This is a genomic window from Hongsoonwoonella zoysiae, from assembly GCF_013266695.1.
GTDB lineage: Bacteria > Pseudomonadota > Alphaproteobacteria > Rhizobiales > Stappiaceae > Hongsoonwoonella > Hongsoonwoonella zoysiae.
On the sequence record NZ_JABRXF010000002.1, the window covers coordinates 128,782 to 149,738 of the forward strand.

The window sequence follows — 20,957 nt, forward strand, 5'->3', positions numbered from 1 at the left end:
GTCTCGCGGCCATCACTCTTCGTCTTCGCCCGGTTCGCGCCAGCCGCGGGCGCCGAGGTGCTGTTGCGGACGGAAGCGCGCCTTGTAGGCCATCTTCTGCGAGCCGTTGACCCAATAACCTAGATAAACATAGGGAAGGCCGAGCGCGCGTGCCCGCTCCACATGGTCGAGGATCATGAAGGTGCCGGGGCTGATGCCCTCGATTTCGGGATCGTAAAAGGAATAGACCATCGACAGGCCGTCGCTCAGCCGGTCGGTCAGCGCCACGCCGAGGAGCGGGCCCTCGCCCCGCCCGGTGATGAAGGTATCGGGCCCTTTCTTCCGGTATTCGATCACCATGGTGTCGACATGGGTGTCCTCCACCATCATCGCGTAGTCGAGGACGGTCATGTCGGACATGCCGCCATGGGCGTGGCGGTCGTCAAGGTAGCGGCGGAACAGGTTATATTGTTCGGACGAGGGCGAGGCGGGCAGAACGTCCCCCACGATATCGGAGCACCTGCGCATCTCGCGCTTGAACGATTTCGTCCAGTCGAAACGGTCCACGACGATGCGCACCGAAACGCAGGCCCTGCAGTTTTCGCAGGCCGGACGATAGGCGATGTTCTGGCTTCGCCGAAATCCCCCTTGCGAAAGAATGTCGTTGAGGGCCGGAGCGTGAGGCCCGACAAGGTGGGTGAACACCTTGCGCTCGTGCCGGCCTTCCAGATACGGGCAGGGTGAGGGTGCCGTCAGATAAAATTGCGGTGTATCGGTCGAATGCCGCGTCACGTTCTGCCTCCGACATCGCTTTCCGACAGGGGTGCGCCGTGACGTAATTGAGCCGTCTCGGGAGCGATTTCAAGACAAACCATAATACATAGGGGCAGACAAAGTGAACGTTATCCAAAGGAGCAGTGCCAATGGAATGCCGGCGACAATGAAATCCGAAAAGCGATAGTGGCCCGGCCCCATGACGATCAGGTTGGTTTGATAGCCGATCGGCGTGGCGAATGAACAGTTCGCGGCGAAAATAACGCAAACCACGAAGGCTTCCGGCGGCATTCCGATCTGATTGGCCATGCGCACCGCGATCGGCGTGAAAAGGACGGCGGCGGCGTTGTTGGAGAGCACGTTCGTCAAGAGCATGACCAGCAAGAAGAGGCCGGAGAGATAGACCGCGGGCGGCTGACCCTCCATGAGGGCGACGAGCCCATTGGCGATGAGAGCCGCGCCTTGGGTCGCTTCCAGGGCGGTGGCGGCGGCGATCGAAGCGCCGATCAGCATGAAGATGCGGCTGTCGATCGCGCGCAGCGCCTGGCGGATGTTCAGGCAGCCGGTCACGATCATGGCGAAGGTTCCGGCAAGCGCGGCCGAGACGATGGGCACCAGTCCGCTGGCCGCTGCCGCGACCATGATGATGAAAATCGCAAGGGCGGTAGGCGCATGCCGGCGTTTCGGCAATTCTGTCGCCGACCAGTCCAGCAGAAGGACGTCGCGATTGCCGCGCAAGCGCTTGATATCTTCGCGCGTGCCGGCAACCAGAAGCACGTCGCCGGCCTCAAGGCGGATATCGTTCATTGCCATACGCGGCATGCGCGAGCGGCGCTGGATGCCCATCACCACGCAGCCGGTCATCGTGTGGAAACCCGTCTGGGCAAGGGTGCGCGAAATCAGCCTCGATGCCGGCGCCACGACAACCTCGGCAAGGGTGAGCGAGCCGGCGGAAGCTTGCGGGGAGGTTTCCTGGTCGCCGCTTTCGGTCGCCATCAAGGGGTTTCGGCGCGACAGCGCCTGCGTCAGCGCCGAGCGCGTGGCGGCGACGATCACGGTATCGCCCGGCGAGAGCGTGACATTTTCGAAAGGCGGAAGGATCGGCCGTTCGCCGCGCTGGACGAGGCGCACGGTCATGTCCTTGAGTTCCGGAAACAGGCCGGAAACGGCTGTCGCCCCTACGAGAGGGTGCCCGTGGGTGATATTGATCTGGGCGATGAACTGCTTGCCGGAAGCGCCGGCAAGCTCGTCGGCCATCGTCTTGCGGGGCTTCAGGAGAAAGGGCATGACGACCAGCACGTATATCGCGCCGACACCGGCAAGCAGCGCGCCCAGAGGTGTAAAGCTGAAAAAGGTGAGATGCACATCGCTCGTCTGGCGCGCGACATTCGCCACCAGAAGGTTCGTCGAGGAACCGATCAGCGTCATCATGCCGCCGAGGATCGCGATGAATGAAAGGGGCATCAGATAGCGTGACGACGAAGTTCCTTGCGCCACGGCCACGGCGGACAGGATCGGCAGGAACATGACCACGACGGGGGTGTTGTTCAAGAACGCGCTGATGATGGCAACCGCGATCAAAATCGGCCCGCCGGCAAGCCAGGGCTTGCGGCGGCTGACGCGAACGATGACCTGGGCGGGTTTTTCCAGCGCGTCCGTCTGAAACAGTCCCTGGCCGACGACGAGAAGCGCGATAACGGTAAGAAGGGCAGGATTGGAAAAGCCTGCCAGAAGGCTTTCGGCCCCCAGGGGGCCGGATGGCGTTTCTACCGGGAACAGGGAGAAAATAACGATCAGCGCCACGACCGATCCGAGTGCGATCAGTTCGATGGCAATTCGTTCGAATGCATAGAGGACGATCGTCATCAGGATGACGACCATCGTCAAAACCATGGGTAGGTCGGCGTAGCTCATGCGTCGGCCTTGTCCCTTTCGCCCTCCGGCTCTTCAGGGCCGGCTATCGGACGATAGGCTAAAGCCTATCGCGCTCAAGGTCGACGGATTCAATCGCCGCGCGAGCGTACCTGTTGTGGATGGATTTTCGTTTTTGGGCCGAAGCGCGAAAAAGCAGTTCTCAGAACGCGGCGGTATCCCGTCCCGTGTTCATGACGACCGTGCCTAGAATCAGGTCATGCAGCAGGCGCTTGCGGTCGCTGAAAAGCGAGACGAGGAGCACGAGCGGGGTAAGAAGGGAAACGGAAAACCAAAAGATAAGCGCATGCATGGCGGCGAGCAGGGGATAGGGCCTTTCACCATGCCAGAGGCGCATTTCAAGCCCCATTGCGCGCATGCCGGGCGTTGCGGCGTTTGGTCCGCCGAGGGTGAAGGCGGTATAGGCAAGAGCCACCGCCTGCCAAAGGATCGCATAAAGCAGAAATCCGAGCCCGAGGGTGAAAATTCCAAGGAAGAAAACGAGAATTCCCATCATCACCGTCAAGACGGCGATCGCGATCACGTCGATGAAGAATGCGAAAATCCGTCGCGTACGCACGCCTTCGAACAACTCGGGGCGGCTGAGCGGATCGTATCTGTCGACACGGGGCGCCGTGCTTTCGATGGCCATTTTGCGTCTTCATCCATTTTGTCGGTTCCTTTTTCAAATAAGACTTGCGGCCAGGACTTTCAATTCGACCCTGCATACGGCCTCGCGGCGGCCCATAGTTGTTTGACCGCAGATTGGAAAAGGAAAAAGTCTAAGTTTCCATGGCATTAAGTGTCGTGAAAGAATTTTCGATTCGGGATTCGTTTTTTCTTGAAAGTTTCTGATTTTTGGCAGCAAATCACGTGCTTGCCGCTAGAGCGCTTTCCACGAAAGCGGGATCGCTTTCGTGGTCAGAATTCGCTCCAGGATCAATATCTTGAGCATACACTTATCGCGAAATCCGATTCGGATTTCGCGGGATATGCTCTAAGTTCGGCGCGCTGGAAAGGGCCCAGGCCCGAAGCGCCGCGAGGGCCGTCGCATGCCGCGTCTTGAGTCCCGTCCGGACAATGTTTCGTTTATTTGCGAAGATGGGGAAAGCGTGTTGGCCGCCGCACTGCGCGCAGGGCTGCCGATTGCCAACGCCTGCGGCGGTATAGCGAAATGCTCCACCTGTCGGATATGGATCCTGAACGGGGGCGAACACTGTCCGGACCGCGTCGGTGCAGAACTGGAACTTTCCGAAAAGCTGAGACTTGGCCCGCGTATCAGGCTTGCCTGCCAGCTTCGCCCATCGGGTGACGTCACGTTTCGCCGTCTCGTTCTTGATGAAATCGACGCGGTGGTTGCGAGCCAGCTTCACAGAAAGCAGCCATCGCAAACGGGCGAACTAAAAAGGGTCGCGGTATTCTTCAGCGATATCGTCAACTTTACCGGACATTGTGAGGACATCACGCCCTACGACCTGATGTTTCTGCTCAACCGCTATTTCGCGCAAGCTGGCGAAATCATCGGAAAAAATGGCGGGCATGTCAGCCTGTGCATCGGTGACGGCATGATGGCGCTTTTCGGAGCGGACGGGGACGAGGATGCGCCGCTCCTGGCGGTAAATGCCGCGCTTGAAACGCTTGACTGGGTCGACCGCGCTAAGCCTTTCGTCAAGACGATGTTCGGCGCCGATTTGGAAATCAGGATCGGCCTTCACTACGGCGAGGCGATCATCGGCACCGTCGGATGCCCCGGCGCTGAAAGGCTGACGGCGGTTGGGCCCGTCGTGAATCTGGCAAGCCGCATCGAGGAGGCCAACAAGGAGGCGGGAACGCGTCTTCTCGTCTCCAAGCCTCTGTTCGATCTTGTGCGGAACAAGGTGGTCGAAAAGGATTTCCTGCGCGTGCGTCTGCGCGGGGCGAGCGAGCGCATCACCCTCCACGAAATCGGCGGACTTAACGAGGTGGCGGCGAGGGAGCTTTCGGCAAGGAAGCTCAATGGCGGCAGCCGCCATGCCGGCCGCAACTGGCGCCGCATTGGTCCGGCAGGAGATATTCCGCCGGGCGGCAGGCGCGTGGTGGAGTTCGAGGATTGCGATATTGTCATCTTCCATGCCGAAGAGGGTTTCTTCGCCTTCAACAATGCCTGCCCCCATCTCAAGCTTCCGTTTTTCGACCGGGCGGGGGAAGCGGGCCACCCGCACCGCCCGCCGGAAATTGAGATCAAGCGCGACGGGCGGCTTCACTGCCGCTGGCATCATGCCTGCTTCGATATCAGGAGCGGTGCGATCCTCAACTGGTGTACGAGCCTGCGGGCGGACGGGACCGCGGCGGAGCATCAGGAAATCGGCGATATTTCCAAGAACCGGGCGCCGCTTCAGCCGCTTCCTTGCCGGATCCACGACGGCGACGTCTGGGTATCGGTCGAATGATGCCCGGTCTCAGGCGAGGCGCAGGCTTGCGATGGTGGACGTGACCATGAGCACGGCAAGCGTTACGTTCACGGCGAGAAGCACGCGCGGGTTTTGCGTGATCCGCGCAAGCAGGTTCCCTCCGGCAAGCCAGCCGGCGTTAAGGGCGCCACCAAGAAGCGCGATAACCAGCCCGAGGATCAGGACATCCGAGAAATATCGTTCCGGCGAAACGAACTGGGCGATTGCCGCAATCTGCGTCGCGTAGGCCTTGGGATTTAGCGGATGAACCCAGAAACCGCGCCAGAAGCCGGGCACATCCTTCGCCTCCGCCGATTTTGGCCTGGAAAGGACGATCTTCCACGCAAGCCAGGCGATATAGGCGATGCAGAGATAGCGCAGGCCATCCCAGATCACGGGCGCGCCCTGTAGCAATGCGAAAAGGCCCGCGATGTTGGCGCAGAACATGACCTGGCGGCCTGCAAGCGTGCCCAGCAGGTAAGGGAGGGAGCCGCGCACGCCGAAGGTCAGGCCGCAAGCCATGAGCGACATGTTCGCCGGTCCGGGCGTGCCTACGAGCACGACAACGAACAGGCACAGAAGTATAAACTGATCCAGTGGCATGCTGCAGGCCGGATACCGGAAGCGAAGCTGACGGGAATCGCCTAAGGCCACGCTCCGGCAAGATGCCTTCCGGCACCGGCCGCATCATTGGCCGTTTCGAACGGATGAAAGAGCCATGGACTTGCGCGCAAGCACCAGGGCACCGCCAAATTAGACGAAGATCGGCGCTCGCCCGTTCAATGTTCGGTGAAGTTCGCTTCTGAAATGCCGTGCACAGCCTTGCCCGTCCGCAGCCTAAACGCCCGATTTGAGGCGCCTTGCGACTTCCAGTCCGAAATAGGTGAGAATGCCGTCCGCCCCCGCTCGCTTGAAAGCGGTCAGGCTTTCCATCATCGCCTTCTCACGGTCGATCCAGCCGTTCTGGCCGGCACCGCAGATCATCGAATATTCTCCCGAGACCTGGTAGGCGTAGGTCGGCACCTGGAAGGTGTCCTTGATGCGGCGGATGATGTCGAGATAGGGCATTCCGGGTTTCACCATCACCATGTCCGCGCCCTCGGCGAGGTCAAGCTCCACCTCGCGGATCGCTTCATTCGTGTTGGCCGGGTCCATCTGGTAGGTGCGCTTGTCGCCGACAAGCGTGGCGTTCGTGCCGACCGCATCGCGGAAGGGGCCATAGAAGGCGGAGGCGTATTTCGCCGAATAGGCCATGATCTGGACATCGCGGTGGCCGCCGATGTCGAGCGCCTGGCGGATCGCGCCGATGCGCCCGTCCATCATGTCCGATGGTGCGATGACGTCCGCCCCCGCCTCTACCTGGATGAGCGCCTGGCGCACGAGTTGATCTACTGTTTCATCGTTCAGGATCTCCTCGCCGCGCATCAGCCCGTCGTGGCCATGGCTTGTATAAGGATCGAGCGCGACATCGGTCATAAGGCCGACGTCGATGCCTTCGGCCTTGATCGCGCGGCAGGCGCGGCAGACAAGGTTTTCCGGATTGAGCGCTTCGCTGCCCGTCGCATCTCGCAATTTCGGATCTGTGTATGGAAAAAGCGCGATCGCGGGAATGCCGAGTTTCGCAGCTTCCTCCGCGGCGCGCACCGCGTTGTCGACGGAAAGGCGCTCAACCCCCGGCATGGAGGCGATCGCCTGACGCTGGTTTTCGCCGTCAAGCAGGAAGACCGGCCATATGAGGTCGTCTACCGTCAGTGTATTCTCGCGCACGAGCCGGCGCGACCAGTCGGTGCGCCGGTTGCGGCGCATGCGGCGACCGCCCACGACTTCGTCTACGGTGGTGGTGTCGAGCGTCACCGGCGATGGCGGTTGGGCGGTCATGGCGAAACTCCGGATTCTTCAAAATTTGGCGGAACCTATCACCATGTTTCGCCGGACCCAAGTGCAAGCCATCCGTCATGTGACGAGATTGACGCATTATTCTACGCTCTGTAAGCCAACCGCAATTATTGTGCGCTCTGTAAACCAACCGCAAAGAGGCCGCATGCCGGATCGCGCGGCTGAAACCTTCGGGAGGACGCCATGGATTTCACGCTGGGCGAGGAACAGCGGGCCTTTCGCGATGTCGCGGCCCAGTTCGCGCGCGACGAGATGGAGCCATACGCCCGCGAGTGGGACGAAAAATCCATTTTTCCGGTGGAAACGCTGCGCAAGGCGGCCGCACTCGGCTTCGGCGGCATCTATGTGCGTGACGATGTCGGCGGATCGGGGCTTTCGCGCCTCGATGCGGCGGTGATCTTCGAGGAGCTTTCCAAAGGCTGCACGTCAACGGCCGCCTATATCTCCATCCACAACATGGCGTCGTGGATGATCGACACCTTTGGCAACGACGAGCAGCGCACCCGCTTCCTGCCGAAGCTTTGCACGATGGAGCATTTCGCCAGCTACTGCCTGACGGAGCCGGGCTCAGGGTCGGATGCCGCGGCCCTTCGCACGAAGGCTGTGCGCGATGGCGACCACTACGTGCTGAACGGTTCCAAGGCTTTCATTTCCGGCGGAGGTGCTGCTGATATCTACGTCGTCATGGTGCGGACCGGCGACGACGGGCCGAAAGGCATTTCCTGCATCGTGGTGGAAAAGGACACGCCCGGTCTTTCCTTCGGCGCACAGGAAGTCAAGCTCGGCTGGAAGAGCCAGCCGACCGCGCAGGTGAATTTCTCTGACTGTCGCGTACCGGCCGGAAACCTCATCGGCGGTGAAGGCATGGGCTTCAAGATCGCCATGGCCGGCCTTGATGGAGGGCGCATCAATATTGGCGCTTGCTCGCTGGGCGCGGCGCAGACCTGCCTCGACCGCGCGGTCGACTACATGAAGGAGCGCAAGCAGTTCGGCAAACCCATCGCCGAATTCCAGGCACTGCAGTTTCGCGTGGCCGACATGGCGACGGAGCTGGAGGCTGCGCGCCTTCTGCTCCATAAGGCGGCGACGCTGGTCGATGAAAAGGCGCATGACGCGACAAGAACGGCGGCGATGGCCAAGCGGCTGGCGACCGATACGGGCTTTCGCGTCGTCAACGAGGCGCTGCAACTGCACGGCGGTTATGGATATCTTCGCGACTATCCGATAGAGCGCTATCTTCGGGACGTTCGCGTTCACCAGATTCTGGAAGGCACCAACGAGATCATGCGCCTCATCATCGCGCGGGATCTGTTCAGGACATGAACGCGGGCCAACGTCAAATGAGCGATGAAATACGCATGAGCGATGAAATCCTGTTCGAGCGCCGAGGCAAGGCCGGCGTGATCACGCTTAACCGGCCGAAAGCGCTGAACGCGCTGACGCACGGGATGGTCAGTGCGATGGCGGCGCAGCTTCGCGAATGGGAGGGTGATGACCACATTCGCCATGTCGTCGTCCGGGCGGCGGGCGACAAGGCGTTTTGCGCCGGTGGCGACATTCTCAAGCTTTACGAGATGGGCAGGGCCGGCAAGGCGGGCGATCCTGAGCAACTCGCTTTCTTCGCCGACGAATACCGGCTCAATCACACCATCAAGACCTACAGGAAGCCTTATGTCGCGCTCATCGACGGTATCGTCATGGGCGGGGGCGTGGGGATATCCGTTCACGGCAGCCACCGGGTGGGAACGCAGAAGGTGACCTTCGCCATGCCGGAGGTCGGCATCGGTTTCTTTCCCGATGTCGGCGGAAGCTTCTTCCTGCCCAGAATGCCGAACGAAACCGGCATGTATGCAGCGCTGACGGCGGGGCGCCTGAAGCAGGCGGATTGCCTGTGGAGCTCGATCATCACCCATGCCGTATCGTCCGACCGGCTGGATGACCTTGCCGAAGCGCTTTACGAGGCTGACAGCGTCGACCTGGCGATAGAGCCTTTCTCGATAAACCCGGGTTCCGCCCCGATCGCGGAAAGGGCGGGCGATATCGAGACGGCGTTTTCGGCAGGCAGCCTTGGTGAGATACTCGAGTATCTCGACCGGGCCGGTGAAGCGGCGGAAGGTGAGTGGGCCTTGAAGACGGCGGCCACCATCCGTTCGAAATCGCCGATGAGCCTGGAGGTCGCGTTCCGCCAGCTCAGGGAAGGGGCCCGACTCGATTTCGCGGGCTGCATGAAGCTCGAATTCAGGATCGTCAGCGAAATCATGAAGGGGCATGATTTCTACGAGGGCGTGCGCGCCGTTCTGGTCGACAAGGACAATTCACCCGCCTGGGAGCCTCGAACGCTCGACGCGGTGGACTCGCGCGCCGTGGACAAGCATTTTGACGAGCCCGGCAACGGCGATCTGGAGCTTTCGGTTTGAAGGCGTGCCGAGGTCGTGTGCCGATGTTCGATTTGAGGGATGACGCCCGGCCATGATCGTGACGCTTCAGGATATCGTTCGCAACAGACCGCCCTGGTCGACGGTTCTCATCTGGTATCTGCGCCTGATGGCGGTCCTTCTGATAGGCGGCGGTGTCATCCATTGGGCCCGTATTGTCGGCATCGAGCCGTGGCGAGGGTTATGGTTCTGGCAAATGCCGCTCGAATGGCAGGCGGCGACGGTTTTTTTCGGCGTGCTGGACCTTGTTGCGGCGATCGGCCTTTGGCTTACCGTATCCTGGGGCACGGTCATGTGGCTCCTGCGGGCGCTTTCCCAGGTGGTAATGCATACGGCCCTTGCCGACGTCTTCGGCCGCCGGCCCTACGAAATCTCGTTCTATGTGGCGACGATACTCATCTATTTTCTGCTGCTCTACCTGACGGAGCGTGAAAACCGGACGTGATCCCGTCGATGCGGGATCGCCACCATCTTCAGGGAGGAATAAATGGCGACAATCGGGTTCATCGGGCTCGGCAACATGGGCGGGCCGATGGCTGCCAATCTCGTCAAGGCGGGCCATGATGTGCGCGGCCTCGACCTTTCGGAAGAGGCGAAGGCGGGCCTGAAGGAAGCGGGCGGAACGCCTGTCGGCTCTATCGCGGAAGCCGTCTCCCAGGCCGATGCCGTGGTCACCATGCTGCCGGCCGGCGATCACGTGCGGGCCGTCTATACCGGTGACGACGGAATTCTGGCTCATGCCCGGCCGGGGACGCTGCTGATCGATTCCTCGACGATAGATGTCGACAGCGCCCGCGCCGTCGCGCAGGCCGCGGCGGACGCCGACATGCCGATGGTGGATGCGCCGGTATCCGGCGGCGTGGCAGGCGCGGCCGGCGGAACGCTGACCTTCATGGTCGGTGGGCCGGACGAAGCCTTCGAGGCCGCCAAACCCTTTCTCGACATCATGGGCAAGACGATCGTGCATGCGGGCGGGGCCGGAAACGGCCAGGCGGCGAAGATCTGCAACAACATGATCCTCGGCATCTCGATGATCGCTGTAAGCGAAGCTTTCGTGCTGGCCGAAAAGCTCGGCCTCGACCATCAGAAGCTTTTCGATATCTCGTCCACCGCGTCTGGCCAGTGCTGGTCGCTTACGTCCTATTGCCCGGTCCCCGGTCCGGTGCCGACTTCGCCCGCGAACCGCGATTACCAGCCGGGCTTCGCCGCCGGCATGATGCTGAAGGATCTCAAGCTGGCGCAGGCGGCAGCAGGAAGTGCAGGCGCATCCACTCCGCTCGGCGCCGAAGCGGCACAGCTTTACAACATCTTCTGTAACGCCGGTGAAGCCGGAAAAGACTTTTCCGGCATCATAAATTTCCTGCGGGGTAAGGAAAGCTGACGAAGAGTAAGGTGCTTCGGTCGTTCGCGAGAGTTTGCGGGCGACCGTTTACCCACTGTTTGTTGTTCGAATGGTAAATGTTTTCTCAATCGAATTACTCGAATTCTTCCTGATATTTAAGCCTTTATTCAGACTGCTTTTTAAGATGATTTTATAAGAAGGCCTGTAGTCTCTGCCTCAAGGTGACGAAAAAGACGCACCGAACAGACACCAAAAGAGGCGAAGACAGATGATCACGGCAAAAAGGGCAGTCGAAGCACTCGACGGCGCCGAGGATGAAGCGGAGATCAAGCCGCTTTATCTCGAAGCGCTGACGTTGGTCGAAAGGCTTCACCGGCGTCTTCTGGACGTCATCAAGGATGAGTTCGACAGGAAAGGGCGCGCCGACATCAATGCGGTGCAGGCGTTGCTTCTGTTCAACATTGGCGACTCGGAACTGACCGCGGGCGAACTGCGCACGCGTGGCTATTATCTGGGCTCGAACGTTTCGTACAACCTCAAGAAACTTGTCGAGATGGGCTTCATTCATCATCAGCGCTCGCGCACCGACCGGCGTTCGGTGCGGGTCAGCCTGACGGACAAGGGGCTTGAGGTCGCGAAAATCGTGAACGGCCTGTATGAGCGTCACATGCTGTCCGTCGAGCAGGTCGGCGAGATCGGTACGGACGATTTCAAGCAGCTAAACCAGTCGCTTCGCCGCCTGGAGCGGTTCTGGACTGATCAGATCCTTTACAGGCTTTGAAATATAAGGGTGCCCGACAGGGACCGGCGTCAAAGGAAAAACCGCTCCGGGTACGGGGCGGTTTTTTTATTGGACGGTTCGTCGGGCAGTTATTCCGCGGCTTCCGGTGTTTCATTGCGGGTGGATTGGCTTTCTTTGGGCGGCCACGGGATGAACGCATTCGTTGCGTAAATCCAGTCTTCGTATCCGCCCTTTCGGCTTTTCAGGCGGCCGTCGAGCATGGCAACACCCGATACCTTGAGAAGAAGAAAGGTAAGCAGGAGCGGACCGGCGAAAGCCCATGGCGACGCCGAAGCGGCATAGGCGATCAGGCCCATGCCCCACCAGAGAACCGATTCGCCGAAATAGCTCGGGTACCGGCACCAGGCCCTGAGGCCGGTGGTCAGAAGCTTACCTTCATTGTTTGGATCGTCGCGAAATCGCGACAATTGAAGGTCTCCGATGGATTCGAACAAAAAACCGATGACGAAAAAGGCAGAGCCAATTACGGCGGCCGGCCATGCGACGTTATGTTCCGGGGAGGATGACATCAGCGCATGGACGGGGCTTGCGACCGCCCAAAGAATGATAGCCTGAAGCCAGAAAACCGTGAAAAGGGACCGAATCCACCAACTCTTGCCGCCGCGTTCGCGCATGGCCGTATAGCGGCTGTCTTCCTGTCGGAATTTTCTGTGGCGAATTACGAGATGGGCTGTCAAACGCAGCCCCCAAAGCGCCAGAAACGCGAGGAAAATCGTCAAGATCAAGGGTGCGGCGGATGTATGGGACATCCATATGCCCGCGATAACGAGAAAGCCCGGACCCCAATAATAGTCGACGATGCCGGCATCGCCGAGCGAGACATGAATACGCCATATTATCGTGAATATCACAAGCGTGACGGCCAGCGTCGAAATGAGGGGCTGGGATAGCAATGTCTGGACGGTCACAGGCCGTGCTCCCGTTTCGCGATCGAGTTGCGTGACATGGCAAGCAGCGATAAACGCAAGGCGGTTTCCGGCCGGACACTGGGGCGGGTAACGGCATGACCCTGAATTGATGCCTGCCCGGGTAATCCGTGTGGGCAATTACCGGCGTAGACTTTGTTAATCATACGGATGTTAACCTTCGCACGTTTCTTGAAGTGCCGAGACGAGACTGGGAGTTGAAGTGGTGGTGTTACGCAAATCGGTTCGCTGCGGATCAAGGAACCGGCTCTATCCCGCCGTCCAACTTGGGATCATGGCCATTGCATTCGCGGTGTCGGGCGGCGCGGCCGTGGCCGAATCTCCGCTGGACGCCACGCGGCAGTTCAATCAGCGCGCGGAATGGGAAGACCGTTTCGACGCGACGCTTGAAAGCCTGCAGGCGATCAAATCCGACAAGCCGACGCTTTCCGCAGACACCGCCTCACATATTGAACTGGCGATGGCGCGCTATCAGGCGATCGTCGACCAGGGCGGCTGGCCGCGTGTGACCTCCGACAAGCAGGCGATGCGCCTCGGCGCACGCAGCGAGCACGTAGTGACGCTGAGAAAGCGGCTGATCGTTTCGGGCGACCTGGAGCAGAATGCCGGCCAGTCGGATACCTTCGATTCCTACGTCGATGCGGCGGTCCGCCGTTTTCAGGTTCGCCATGGCCTCAAGCCCGATGGCACCGTGGGGGCGGGCACGCTGACCGCGCTCAACGTCCCGGCGGAGGTTCGTCTCGCGCAGCTTGAGACAAACCTCGTGCGCGTTCGCTCCATGTCTGGCTTCCTTGGCGACAGCTACGTCATGGTCAATATTCCCGCTGCCGAGATCGAGGCGGTGGAAAACGGGCGCGTGCGCTCGCGCCACACAGCCGTCGTCGGCAAGATCGACCGACAGACGCCGGTTCTCAACTCCGAAATCTACGAATTGAACTTCAACCCCTACTGGACCGTTCCGGTTTCCATCATCCGCAAGGATCTGATCCCGAAGATGAAGGAGGATCCGGAGTATCTGGCGCGCAACAAGATCCGGATCTTCGACTGGAAGGACAACGAACTCGACTGGCGCCAGATTGACTGGAACACCGACGAGGCGACCCAGTATCAGTTCCGGCAGGAACCGGGTGCGGAAAATTCGCTGGGGTCCGTGCGCATCAACTTCCACAACGAGCATCAGGTCTATCTGCACGATACGCCGTCGAAATCGCTTTTCGGCTCGGATTATCGCTTCCATTCGTCTGGCTGCGTGCGTGTGCAAAACGTGCGGGAGCTGATCACATGGATGCTTCAGTCCACGACGCCGGATTGGGATCGCGCCCGCGTCGACTACACGATCAAGGCGGGTTTGCGCGAAGACGTGAAGCTGCAATCGAAGGTTCCGCTTTACATGACCTATGTAACCGCATGGTCGACGGCGGACGGTATCGTTCATTTCCGCGACGATATATATAACCGTGACGGCTTTTCCCTCGCGGGCGATACCATCGTGCAGGAAGCAAACCTGCAGTAAAAACGCCTCGCCGTTTCCGGCGTGACGCAAATTGGCAAGGCCCGGTCGGATTCGGCCGGGCCTTTCCGTTTGGGAAGCGAGATGATCGCTTGCGTCTGATGGCTGGTTTTGGAGCACGAGCTTGCAATTGCCGCTGGACGCGGCCTTATTTTCATACTCGTGGGGTCATGAGTCGCGAACGGCGCGAGGGCCCAATCGCTGAGGATGATCATATGGTCGGCCGTGCCGGCAAGCCCGGAGAGGTTTTTCTGGAATTCGCGCAGATCGGCCGGCAAATGAAGGTGACGGCGGTCGATGCGCAATCAGGTGTGGAAGTGGTGGTGTTCGGCCCCGTTTCTACGCCGCGCAAAAGCCTGCAGGATCTTGCCGTACGCAAATTGAAAAGGCGGATGGAGCAACTCGGGCATTGATTTTCAGGCCCGGGTCGGGACGCACCGCCGGGCTTGGTTCGTTACCGGGTTCGTGTTATGGGCTGGCCCGCACCTTCCCGCTCGCGGTCCCGAACCGCGCCGCCGCGCCCATGCCATGGAGCCTTCAGGACGGCGGCCGCAACCTGAGTTAACGACCAAGGGGAATTGTCAATGTCGCTGACAGATACGACGCTCGACTCCGCCATTTATCCGGACTTCTTCACACGCACGCTGGGTGAGGCCGATCCGGAAATCGCTGAGGCAATCGGCAAGGAGCTGGGTCGTCAGCAGCATGAGATCGAGCTGATCGCATCTGAAAACATCGTCTCGCGCGCCGTTTTGGAAGCGCAAGGCTCGATCATGACCAACAAATATGCCGAGGGATATCCCGGCAAGCGGTATTACGGCGGCTGCCAGTTCGTCGATATCGCCGAAAACCTGGCGATCGAGCGGGCGAAGAAGCTGTTCGACTGCGGGTTCGCGAACGTGCAGCCGAACTCCGGCAGCCAGATGAACCAGGCGGTGTTCCTGGCGTTGTTGAAGCCGGGCGACACCTTCATGGGGCTCGATCTCAACTCCGGTGGCCACCTGACGCACGGTTCTCCCGTCAACATGTCCGGCAAGTGGTTTAATGTCGTCTCCTATGGCGTGCGCAAGGACGACCATCTGCTCGACATGGACGAGGTGGCAAGGCTCGCCGAAGAGCACAGGCCGAAGCTTATCATCGCCGGCGGCACGGCGTACTCGCGCACATGGGACTTCGCGCGGTTCCGCGAGATCGCCGATTCCATCGGCGCCTATCTGATGGTGGACATGGCCCACATCGCCGGCCTCGTCGCCGGTGGTGCGCATCCTTCGCCGTTTCCGCATGCGCATGTGGCGACCACGACGACGCACAAGTCGCTTCGCGGACCGCGCGGCGGCATGATCCTGACGAATGACGAGGCGATCGCCAAGAAGGTGAATTCCGCCGTGTTTCCGGGCCTGCAGGGCGGTCCGCTGATGCATGTGATCGCCGCCAAGGCGGTCGCCTTCGGCGAGGCGCTGCGGCCCGAATTCAGGACCTACGCCCAGAACGTGGTGGCGAACGCCAAGGCGCTGGCCGAAAGCCTGAAGGAAGAGGGCCTCGACATCGTTTCCGGCGGGACCGACAACCACCTGATGCTTGTCGACCTTCGCCCGAAGAATTCGACCGGCAAGCGCGCAGAAGCGGGGCTTGGCCGGGCCAACATCACCTGCAACAAGAACGGCATTCCCTTCGATCCGGAAAAGCCGTTCGTGACGTCGGGCATCCGTCTCGGCACCCCGGCGGGCACGACGCGCGGCTTCGGGCAGGCGGAATTCCGGGAAATCGGCAAGTTGATCGTCGAGGTACTGGACGGACTGAAAGTGGCGAACGATGATGAGGGCAACGCGCGAGTCGAAGCGGCGGTCCGCGAGAAAGTGATCGCCCTGACGCAGCGTTTTCCGATTTATCCGACCCTCTGACGTTCGGTCAAAGGAGGGGCGAAGCTCAGGAGCTTGAACCGGCGATGCGTTGTCCCTTCTGCGGCGGAAGCGAAACCCAGGTGAAGGATTCGCGATCCACCGAGGACGATACTGCAATCCGCCGCCGCAGGATCTGTTCGTCCTGCGGCGGCCGATTTACGACCTTCGAGCGGGTGCAGCTGCGCGAGCTGACGGTGATCAAGAGAACGGGCCGCAGGGTGCCGTTCGATCGCGAAAAACTGGCGCGTTCCGTACAGATTGCCATGCGAAAGCGGCCGGTTGAGCCGGAAAGCATCGAGCGGATGGTGAGCGGGATCGTGCGCCAGCTCGAAAGTTCGGGCGAAACCGACATCCAGGCGGAAAACATCGGCAACCTCGTCATGGAGGGGCTGAAGGCGCTGGATGACGTCGCCTACGTCCGTTTTGCCAGTGTTTACAAGAACTTCCGGGAAGCCAAGGACTTCGAGGCGCTGCTCGATGAGATGAGCGGCCCGGAAGGCGAAATGATCGCCGAATAAAATTCCAAAGCGGGCGAATTGAATTCCAAAACGGGCGATGAAGGTTATCGAGAAATCCAAAGGTTCCGAAAGGCCGCATGACGCGCGGTTCATGGCAGCCGCCATATCGCTCGCCGCGCGTGCGAGCGGTCGCGTGTGGCCGAACCCGGCTGTCGGCGCGCTGATCGTCGACGAGAGCGATTATATCCCCGTTGTGAGGGGGCGGGGATGGACGCAGGCAACGGGCGGCGCCCACGCCGAGGTGAGGGCGCTTCATGACGCTGGGGAAGCAGCGAGGGGCGCGACCTGCTACGTGACGCTGGAGCCATGCTCCCACCAGGGCAGGACCGGACCTTGCGCGGTGGCGCTTGCGGAAGCGGGCATCAAGCGGGTGGTGGTCGCAATTTCCGACCCGAACCCGCGCGTCTCGGGACGTGGGGTGGAGATCCTGCGCGAAGCAGGGGTGGAGGTCATCGTCGGCGTTTGCGAAGGCCAGGCGGGCGACCATCACGCAGGCTTCATCCGGCGGATGAGGGACGGGCGGCCGCACGTGATCCTGAAGCTTGCGGTCTCGAGCGACGGTTTCATCGGGCGTCGCAATGACGGGCAGGTGGCGATCACCGGCGAGGACGTGAAGCGCAGGGTGCACCTCTTCCGGGCGGAATGCGATGCGATCATGGTCGGCATCGGCACGGCGATTGCCGACAATCCGTCGCTGACGTGCCGTCTGCCGGGGCTGGAGGACCGCTCGCCGGTGCGGGTGGTGCTGGACCCGCGCGCGGACCTGCCGCTTGACAGCAAGCTGGTGAGGACCGCAGGCGAAACCCCGGTCTGGGTGATCGTCGCCAATGACGCCGATTACGAGAAAACGGACGCGCTGAGCGAGAAGGGCTGCAGCGTGATCCGCGTAGCACCCGACGGGCAGGGGCGGATAGCGCCCAAGGTCGCACTTCGCGCGCTCGGCCAGCGCGGCATCACGAAGCTGCTTTTGGAAGGCGGCAGCCGGATCGCCAAAAGCTTCGTGGAGGCCGATGCCGTGGACGAGGCGATGATCTATAACGGCGCGGCGACGGTCGGAGGCGGCGGCATTCTGCCCTTTGGCGAGCGCGGGCTCGACTTTCTGGACGAAAGCGCGCTTGTGAAGGCGCCGGGGCGAATTCAGGTCGGGTCGGAAAGCTGCGACCACTATATCCGTAAGGGGAAGTGAGCGATGTTCACCGGTATCGTGACCGACGTTGGGCGGATCGTTTCGGCGCAGCCGATCCCGGCGGGCTTAAGGACTCGCATCGAGACGGAATACGATGCGGACACCATCGACATCGGCGCGTCGATCTCCTGCGCGGGCGTCTGCCATACGGTGACGGCGAAGGGCAAGCAGGGCGGCAAGGACTGGTTCGAGGTGGAATCCGGCGCCGAAACGCTGAAGCTGACGACCGTCACGCATTGGCACGAGGGGCTAAGGGTCAATCTGGAACGTTCGCTCGCCATCGGCGACGAACTGGGCGGCCACATAGTGCAAGGCCATGTGGACGGGCTTGCCGAAATCATCGAGCGCAAGGACAGCCCGGACAGCGTCTATTTCCGCTTCCGCGTGGCCCGAGAATTCGCCCGCTTCATCGCCAAGAAGGGGGGCGTGGCGCTCGACGGGACGTCGCTCACGGTCAACGAGGTGGAGGGCGATACGTTCTCCGTCTTCCTCATCCCGCATACTCTGGAAGTGACGACCTGGGGAGAGCGGCAGGAAGGCGACAGCGTCAACCTCGAGGTCGACATGATGGCGCGCTACGTCGCCCGGCTCGCAGAGTTTTCGGGGGAATAGGAGGACGGGGCGAGGCGTGGCTGAGCTACTGCAAAGCCGAATGATGCCGTCTCGGATATCGAAATAAGGGGCGCTTCCCATCCGTCGCCGACACCCGCAGATGCAATCCAGATAGCCACCGGTCATTCGCTGCGTACCGCTTGATGTTGGCAGGGTCAGAGGTTCGAATGCTTCCGGGGTCAGACGTCGATTTATAACACTGAAAATAAGATCGAAAAATTTGCCAGTCAGGGTATGGTCTGGGGCATTCGAGGTAGCGCACCTTTAACGTAGCGGTATTTCGCTCCACCGTTTTTTATCCAATTTTGGTGGGAAGCCGCCGTGTGTTGCGCGAGATACCAATGAACGGATTATGGAAAAAGCGGCCATTGTGATCCGGTATAAATGTCCGATATGCGACATGTGCGATGCTGTTGCTTTCTTCTACGCTACTCAGGGGGAGGCGCGGTTGCCAAGCTTGCATGTAGGGCAAAAAGCGTTCAATATTAAGCATCAGTACTGTTCATTTGACGAGATGCACCGACAATCCCAAGATTGTGGGGAAAAAATCATGACATCAGAAAACAAAAAATTAATCGATGCGATCAATGAGAATTACAATACTAATGCTTTCCTATCGAAAATTGGATCGTGTGTTCACTGTATCAGGGTTTGCAGAAATGCGATGATTAGTGTCTGGAGTTTGACGGCATTTTTGTTCATTCTGAACCCACTATCCTACGGGCTCCACTTGGGATTGATAGTGTCCGTACTCGCCACTTGTGTGTTGACAATCTGGTACTTAGTCAATGCGTTTGCCTTTGCCGGGCGTCTTGGAATGAATGGTGTCAGCCAGTACCGCGCTTCGAAAAGCACCATGCCGTCATTGATGACCCGTCGAGAAGCCGCAAGTGTATTTCTGAAAGCAGCGGGAGTAGCTTTAGTAGCGAGCGCCGGTCTTGCTGGCGCGCTAGGAGCAAGTCATGCCAACGCCTGTTGTCAATGTCACGACACCGATAGCGCAGGAAATTGCATTTGCTACCGGTGTACTTGTGGTTATTGTAACCCTCCTTGTGCCTGTGCTTAAGCTTCAGACCCTAAAATGCCTATGCAAATCAGTTGAAGTCTGATCCAAGCTCCTCAACAGGAGTTTGGCGATGTCTGATGGGTTTTTCTGGCTTACGAGAGCCACTGTCTCGGACTTCTCCGAAGCAGAGGCTCTCTTGCCGCTCCTTCGGAAAAACGGCGTTTTGCACGGTGACAAAGGTTATGACAGTGACTGTATCCGCCGGATCGTGGAAGCGCGCGGCCCCCTGCCCAACATCCCGCCTCGCAGAAAACGTAAATGGAAAAACTGTTTCTCGCCATAACTTTACAAGCGCAGCAACGTCATCGAACGGATGTTCGGTAGGCTCAAGGAGTTCCGCAGGATCGCTATGCGTTACGACCGCAACGCCAGAAATTTTTGTCGGCACTCTGCCTCACAGCAACCGTCTGCTACTGGTTATGGGGCCGAAGCCTAGGCGAGCGTCCTTTGAGCTTCTTGCGCTGGTGATGCGGACAAGGTCATTTGTGCTTCTAATAGCAAAAGACATCCGATTACCTCTTCCTTTTTACTGCCCCCGTCCTTCGCTTCCCGGCGATGATCACCGGAAAACTTCGGCAACGACTTTTAGAATTTTCTCTTGGAGCAAATCCTTTGTAAGCTCAGGCAATGTCGTCTCACCAGCCGGGCCAGAGTGGCCGCCCCTGCCGGGCGAAGTCGTGTTTTCGTGGAAGCGAACCTTCTGCTGGCCCTTCTCGCAAATGACCGAAAAGCCCGGATGTTCATGGGAGGGATAGCGCCTTTCACCGAGATACATGGTCAACCTGATCGAAGCCGGTGTCGAGCGGCTCCGGCCATCCAGCGAGGGCTTGTCGTCTTCCGTCGAGACCTCGTAAGTGTAACCTTTGTTTTTCACATACTCGCCGATCTCTTCCATCGCAGGACGGATGATCGCGTCTCTCGCTTCGACAAACTCGCTCAAGAATACCTGTTCCTTGGTTTCCGCCACCTGTTTCGCTGTAACAGCCGCGCGCTTCGATGCCTCATGTTTCTCAAACGCGGCATCCAGCTTGGATTTGATATCGTCCTTCATGTTGGGCCCCCCGCTTCAATTGTTCCGCCCGCGTCCGACGCTCGTGCCGGACAGCAGGTATTGCGCGACCTGGTTGAGTTCCTCGTGTGTTGCTCCGGCGAAGGCTATAGTTTCGATGTCAATCACCGCAATCTGTGAAATGAAATTCATTAAGTCATCTTTCGTCAAATCGTCCTTCGCTTCGCTGGCCGCATGGCAAATGAACGTGATCATGCCCATTTTTCGATCAGACCGGAATAGGGTAAATTTTCAATCTTCCTGCGCTTCAGATTATCAACAATTATTTACCTCTCTTGAGCTGGGTGCCCCGACCTCCGTCTGTCGTTTCATCTTTAGCGATGAAGACAATGCTAGCATCTTCCAAGACGCTTCACATGGCCTTTGCGCCATCAGATTGCCTTAGTAAAGGATATCAATTAACGGCTGTTTCTGATGCGAAGATGCGGTCTCGTCCGATGTGTTCGAATGGCTGCTCTTGACGGACCGCGACAGTTGCTTAAACGACCGAAATGGGGCGTGAAGCTGCCATTGAACGTATAGCGGTTGAATATCGGCTTGGACTGGAATTCGGACATTGCTTCATAAGGATGAAGCTTCTGCTCGACTGGAAGCGACCGGC

General features: G+C 59.7%; 21 protein-coding genes. 13 read left to right on the top strand and 8 right to left on the bottom strand.

The features are described 5' to 3' along the window. Window positions 1-12 precede the first annotated feature (12 nt). From HPQ64_RS11900 to HPQ64_RS11910, 3 genes are all read right to left on the bottom strand, one after another. Window positions 13-771 carry an arginyltransferase gene (locus tag HPQ64_RS11900; protein ID WP_172888730.1) on the bottom strand — a complete coding sequence of 253 codons (759 nt, stop codon included), beginning with the start codon at window positions 769-771 and terminating at the stop codon, window positions 13-15. Window positions 772-840: 69 nt separating this feature from the next. Continuing rightward, window positions 841-2,667: an SLC13 family permease gene (locus tag HPQ64_RS11905; protein ID WP_172888731.1), complete on the bottom strand. Its 1,827-nt coding sequence runs from the start codon at window positions 2,665-2,667 to the stop codon at window positions 841-843. A 160-nt stretch (window positions 2,668-2,827) separates the two neighbouring features. Next, a complete protein-coding gene (locus HPQ64_RS11910; RefSeq protein ID WP_172888732.1) occupies window positions 2,828-3,316 on the bottom strand; it encodes an RDD family protein in 489 nt (162 codons plus the stop codon). 400 nt (window positions 3,317-3,716) lie between these two features. On the opposite strand from HPQ64_RS11910, the gene HPQ64_RS11915 reads away from it, so the two are divergent. Next, entirely contained in the window at window positions 3,717-5,093 is a 1,377-nt protein-coding gene (locus HPQ64_RS11915; protein WP_172888733.1) for an adenylate/guanylate cyclase domain-containing protein, read from the top strand. A gap of 9 nt (window positions 5,094-5,102) precedes the next feature. Here HPQ64_RS11915 and HPQ64_RS11920 read toward each other — a convergent pair whose 3' ends face one another. Both HPQ64_RS11920 and hemB read right to left on the bottom strand, forming a co-directional pair. After that, window positions 5,103-5,696 (bottom strand): LysE family translocator, encoded by a 594-nt coding sequence (locus tag HPQ64_RS11920; protein ID WP_172888734.1) that lies wholly within the window; start codon window positions 5,694-5,696, stop codon window positions 5,103-5,105. Between the two features lie 234 nt (window positions 5,697-5,930). Then, window positions 5,931-6,971, bottom strand: a complete 1,041-nt coding sequence (gene hemB, locus HPQ64_RS11925; protein ID WP_172888735.1) for a porphobilinogen synthase — start codon at window positions 6,969-6,971, stop codon at window positions 5,931-5,933. A 201-nt stretch (window positions 6,972-7,172) separates the two neighbouring features. On the opposite strand from hemB, the gene HPQ64_RS11930 reads away from it, so the two are divergent. The 5 genes from HPQ64_RS11930 (at window position 7,173) to ldtR (ending at window position 11,547) form a co-directional block, all read left to right on the top strand. Then, entirely contained in the window at window positions 7,173-8,312 is a 1,140-nt protein-coding gene (locus tag HPQ64_RS11930; RefSeq protein ID WP_172888736.1) for an isobutyryl-CoA dehydrogenase, read from the top strand. Window positions 8,313-8,329: 17 nt separating this feature from the next. Beyond that, window positions 8,330-9,406, top strand: coding sequence for an enoyl-CoA hydratase/isomerase family protein (locus HPQ64_RS11935; protein WP_210260256.1), 1,077 nt, complete (start codon window positions 8,330-8,332; stop codon window positions 9,404-9,406). Between the two features lie 52 nt (window positions 9,407-9,458). After that, window positions 9,459-9,869 carry a DUF6163 family protein gene (locus HPQ64_RS11940; RefSeq protein ID WP_172888737.1) on the top strand — a complete coding sequence of 137 codons (411 nt, stop codon included), beginning with the start codon at window positions 9,459-9,461 and terminating at the stop codon, window positions 9,867-9,869. Window positions 9,870-9,911: 42 nt separating this feature from the next. Continuing rightward, on the top strand, window positions 9,912-10,805 hold the full coding sequence (mmsB, locus tag HPQ64_RS11945) for a 3-hydroxyisobutyrate dehydrogenase (protein WP_172888738.1): 894 nt from the start codon (window positions 9,912-9,914) through the stop codon (window positions 10,803-10,805). Window positions 10,806-11,034: 229 nt separating this feature from the next. Beyond that, entirely contained in the window at window positions 11,035-11,547 is a 513-nt protein-coding gene (ldtR, locus tag HPQ64_RS11950; protein WP_172888739.1) for a transcriptional regulator LdtR, read from the top strand. An 89-nt stretch (window positions 11,548-11,636) separates the two neighbouring features. On the opposite strand, the gene HPQ64_RS11955 is transcribed toward ldtR, so the two are convergent. Continuing rightward, window positions 11,637-12,476: a DUF1295 domain-containing protein gene (locus tag HPQ64_RS11955; RefSeq protein ID WP_172888740.1), complete on the bottom strand. Its 840-nt coding sequence runs from the start codon at window positions 12,474-12,476 to the stop codon at window positions 11,637-11,639. 292 nt (window positions 12,477-12,768) lie between these two features. Between HPQ64_RS11955 and HPQ64_RS11960 the strand changes: the two genes are divergently transcribed. From HPQ64_RS11960 to HPQ64_RS11990, 7 genes are all read left to right on the top strand, one after another. Beyond that, entirely contained in the window at window positions 12,769-14,007 is a 1,239-nt protein-coding gene (locus HPQ64_RS11960) for a L,D-transpeptidase family protein (RefSeq protein WP_172888741.1), read from the top strand. 212 nt (window positions 14,008-14,219) lie between these two features. After that, window positions 14,220-14,417 (top strand): DUF6898 family protein, encoded by a 198-nt coding sequence (locus HPQ64_RS11965; protein WP_172888742.1) that lies wholly within the window; start codon window positions 14,220-14,222, stop codon window positions 14,415-14,417. Window positions 14,418-14,588: 171 nt separating this feature from the next. Beyond that, the gene (gene glyA / locus HPQ64_RS11970; RefSeq protein WP_210260257.1) at window positions 14,589-15,905 is read left to right on the top strand and encodes a serine hydroxymethyltransferase; all 1,317 of its coding nucleotides are present in this window, start codon (window positions 14,589-14,591) and stop codon (window positions 15,903-15,905) included. A gap of 44 nt (window positions 15,906-15,949) precedes the next feature. After that, window positions 15,950-16,423: a transcriptional regulator NrdR gene (nrdR, locus tag HPQ64_RS11975; protein ID WP_172888743.1), complete on the top strand. Its 474-nt coding sequence runs from the start codon at window positions 15,950-15,952 to the stop codon at window positions 16,421-16,423. A 37-nt stretch (window positions 16,424-16,460) separates the two neighbouring features. Continuing rightward, window positions 16,461-17,609: a bifunctional diaminohydroxyphosphoribosylaminopyrimidine deaminase/5-amino-6-(5-phosphoribosylamino)uracil reductase RibD gene (ribD, locus tag HPQ64_RS11980; protein ID WP_172888744.1), complete on the top strand. Its 1,149-nt coding sequence runs from the start codon at window positions 16,461-16,463 to the stop codon at window positions 17,607-17,609. Between the two features lie 3 nt (window positions 17,610-17,612). Further along, a complete protein-coding gene (locus tag HPQ64_RS11985; RefSeq protein ID WP_172888745.1) occupies window positions 17,613-18,221 on the top strand; it encodes a riboflavin synthase in 609 nt (202 codons plus the stop codon). Window positions 18,222-18,621: 400 nt separating this feature from the next. Next, window positions 18,622-19,287 (top strand): hypothetical protein, encoded by a 666-nt coding sequence (locus HPQ64_RS11990; RefSeq protein WP_172888746.1) that lies wholly within the window; start codon window positions 18,622-18,624, stop codon window positions 19,285-19,287. 559 nt (window positions 19,288-19,846) lie between these two features. Here HPQ64_RS11990 and HPQ64_RS12000 read toward each other — a convergent pair. Together HPQ64_RS12000 and HPQ64_RS12005 are read right to left on the bottom strand one after the other, a co-directional pair. After that, window positions 19,847-20,338: a hypothetical protein gene (locus HPQ64_RS12000; RefSeq protein ID WP_172888747.1), complete on the bottom strand. Its 492-nt coding sequence runs from the start codon at window positions 20,336-20,338 to the stop codon at window positions 19,847-19,849. Between the two features lie 15 nt (window positions 20,339-20,353). Continuing rightward, complete coding sequence (locus HPQ64_RS12005; protein ID WP_172888748.1) at window positions 20,354-20,551, bottom strand: hypothetical protein; 198 nt, start codon at window positions 20,549-20,551, stop codon at window positions 20,354-20,356. Window positions 20,552-20,957 lie beyond the last annotated feature (406 nt).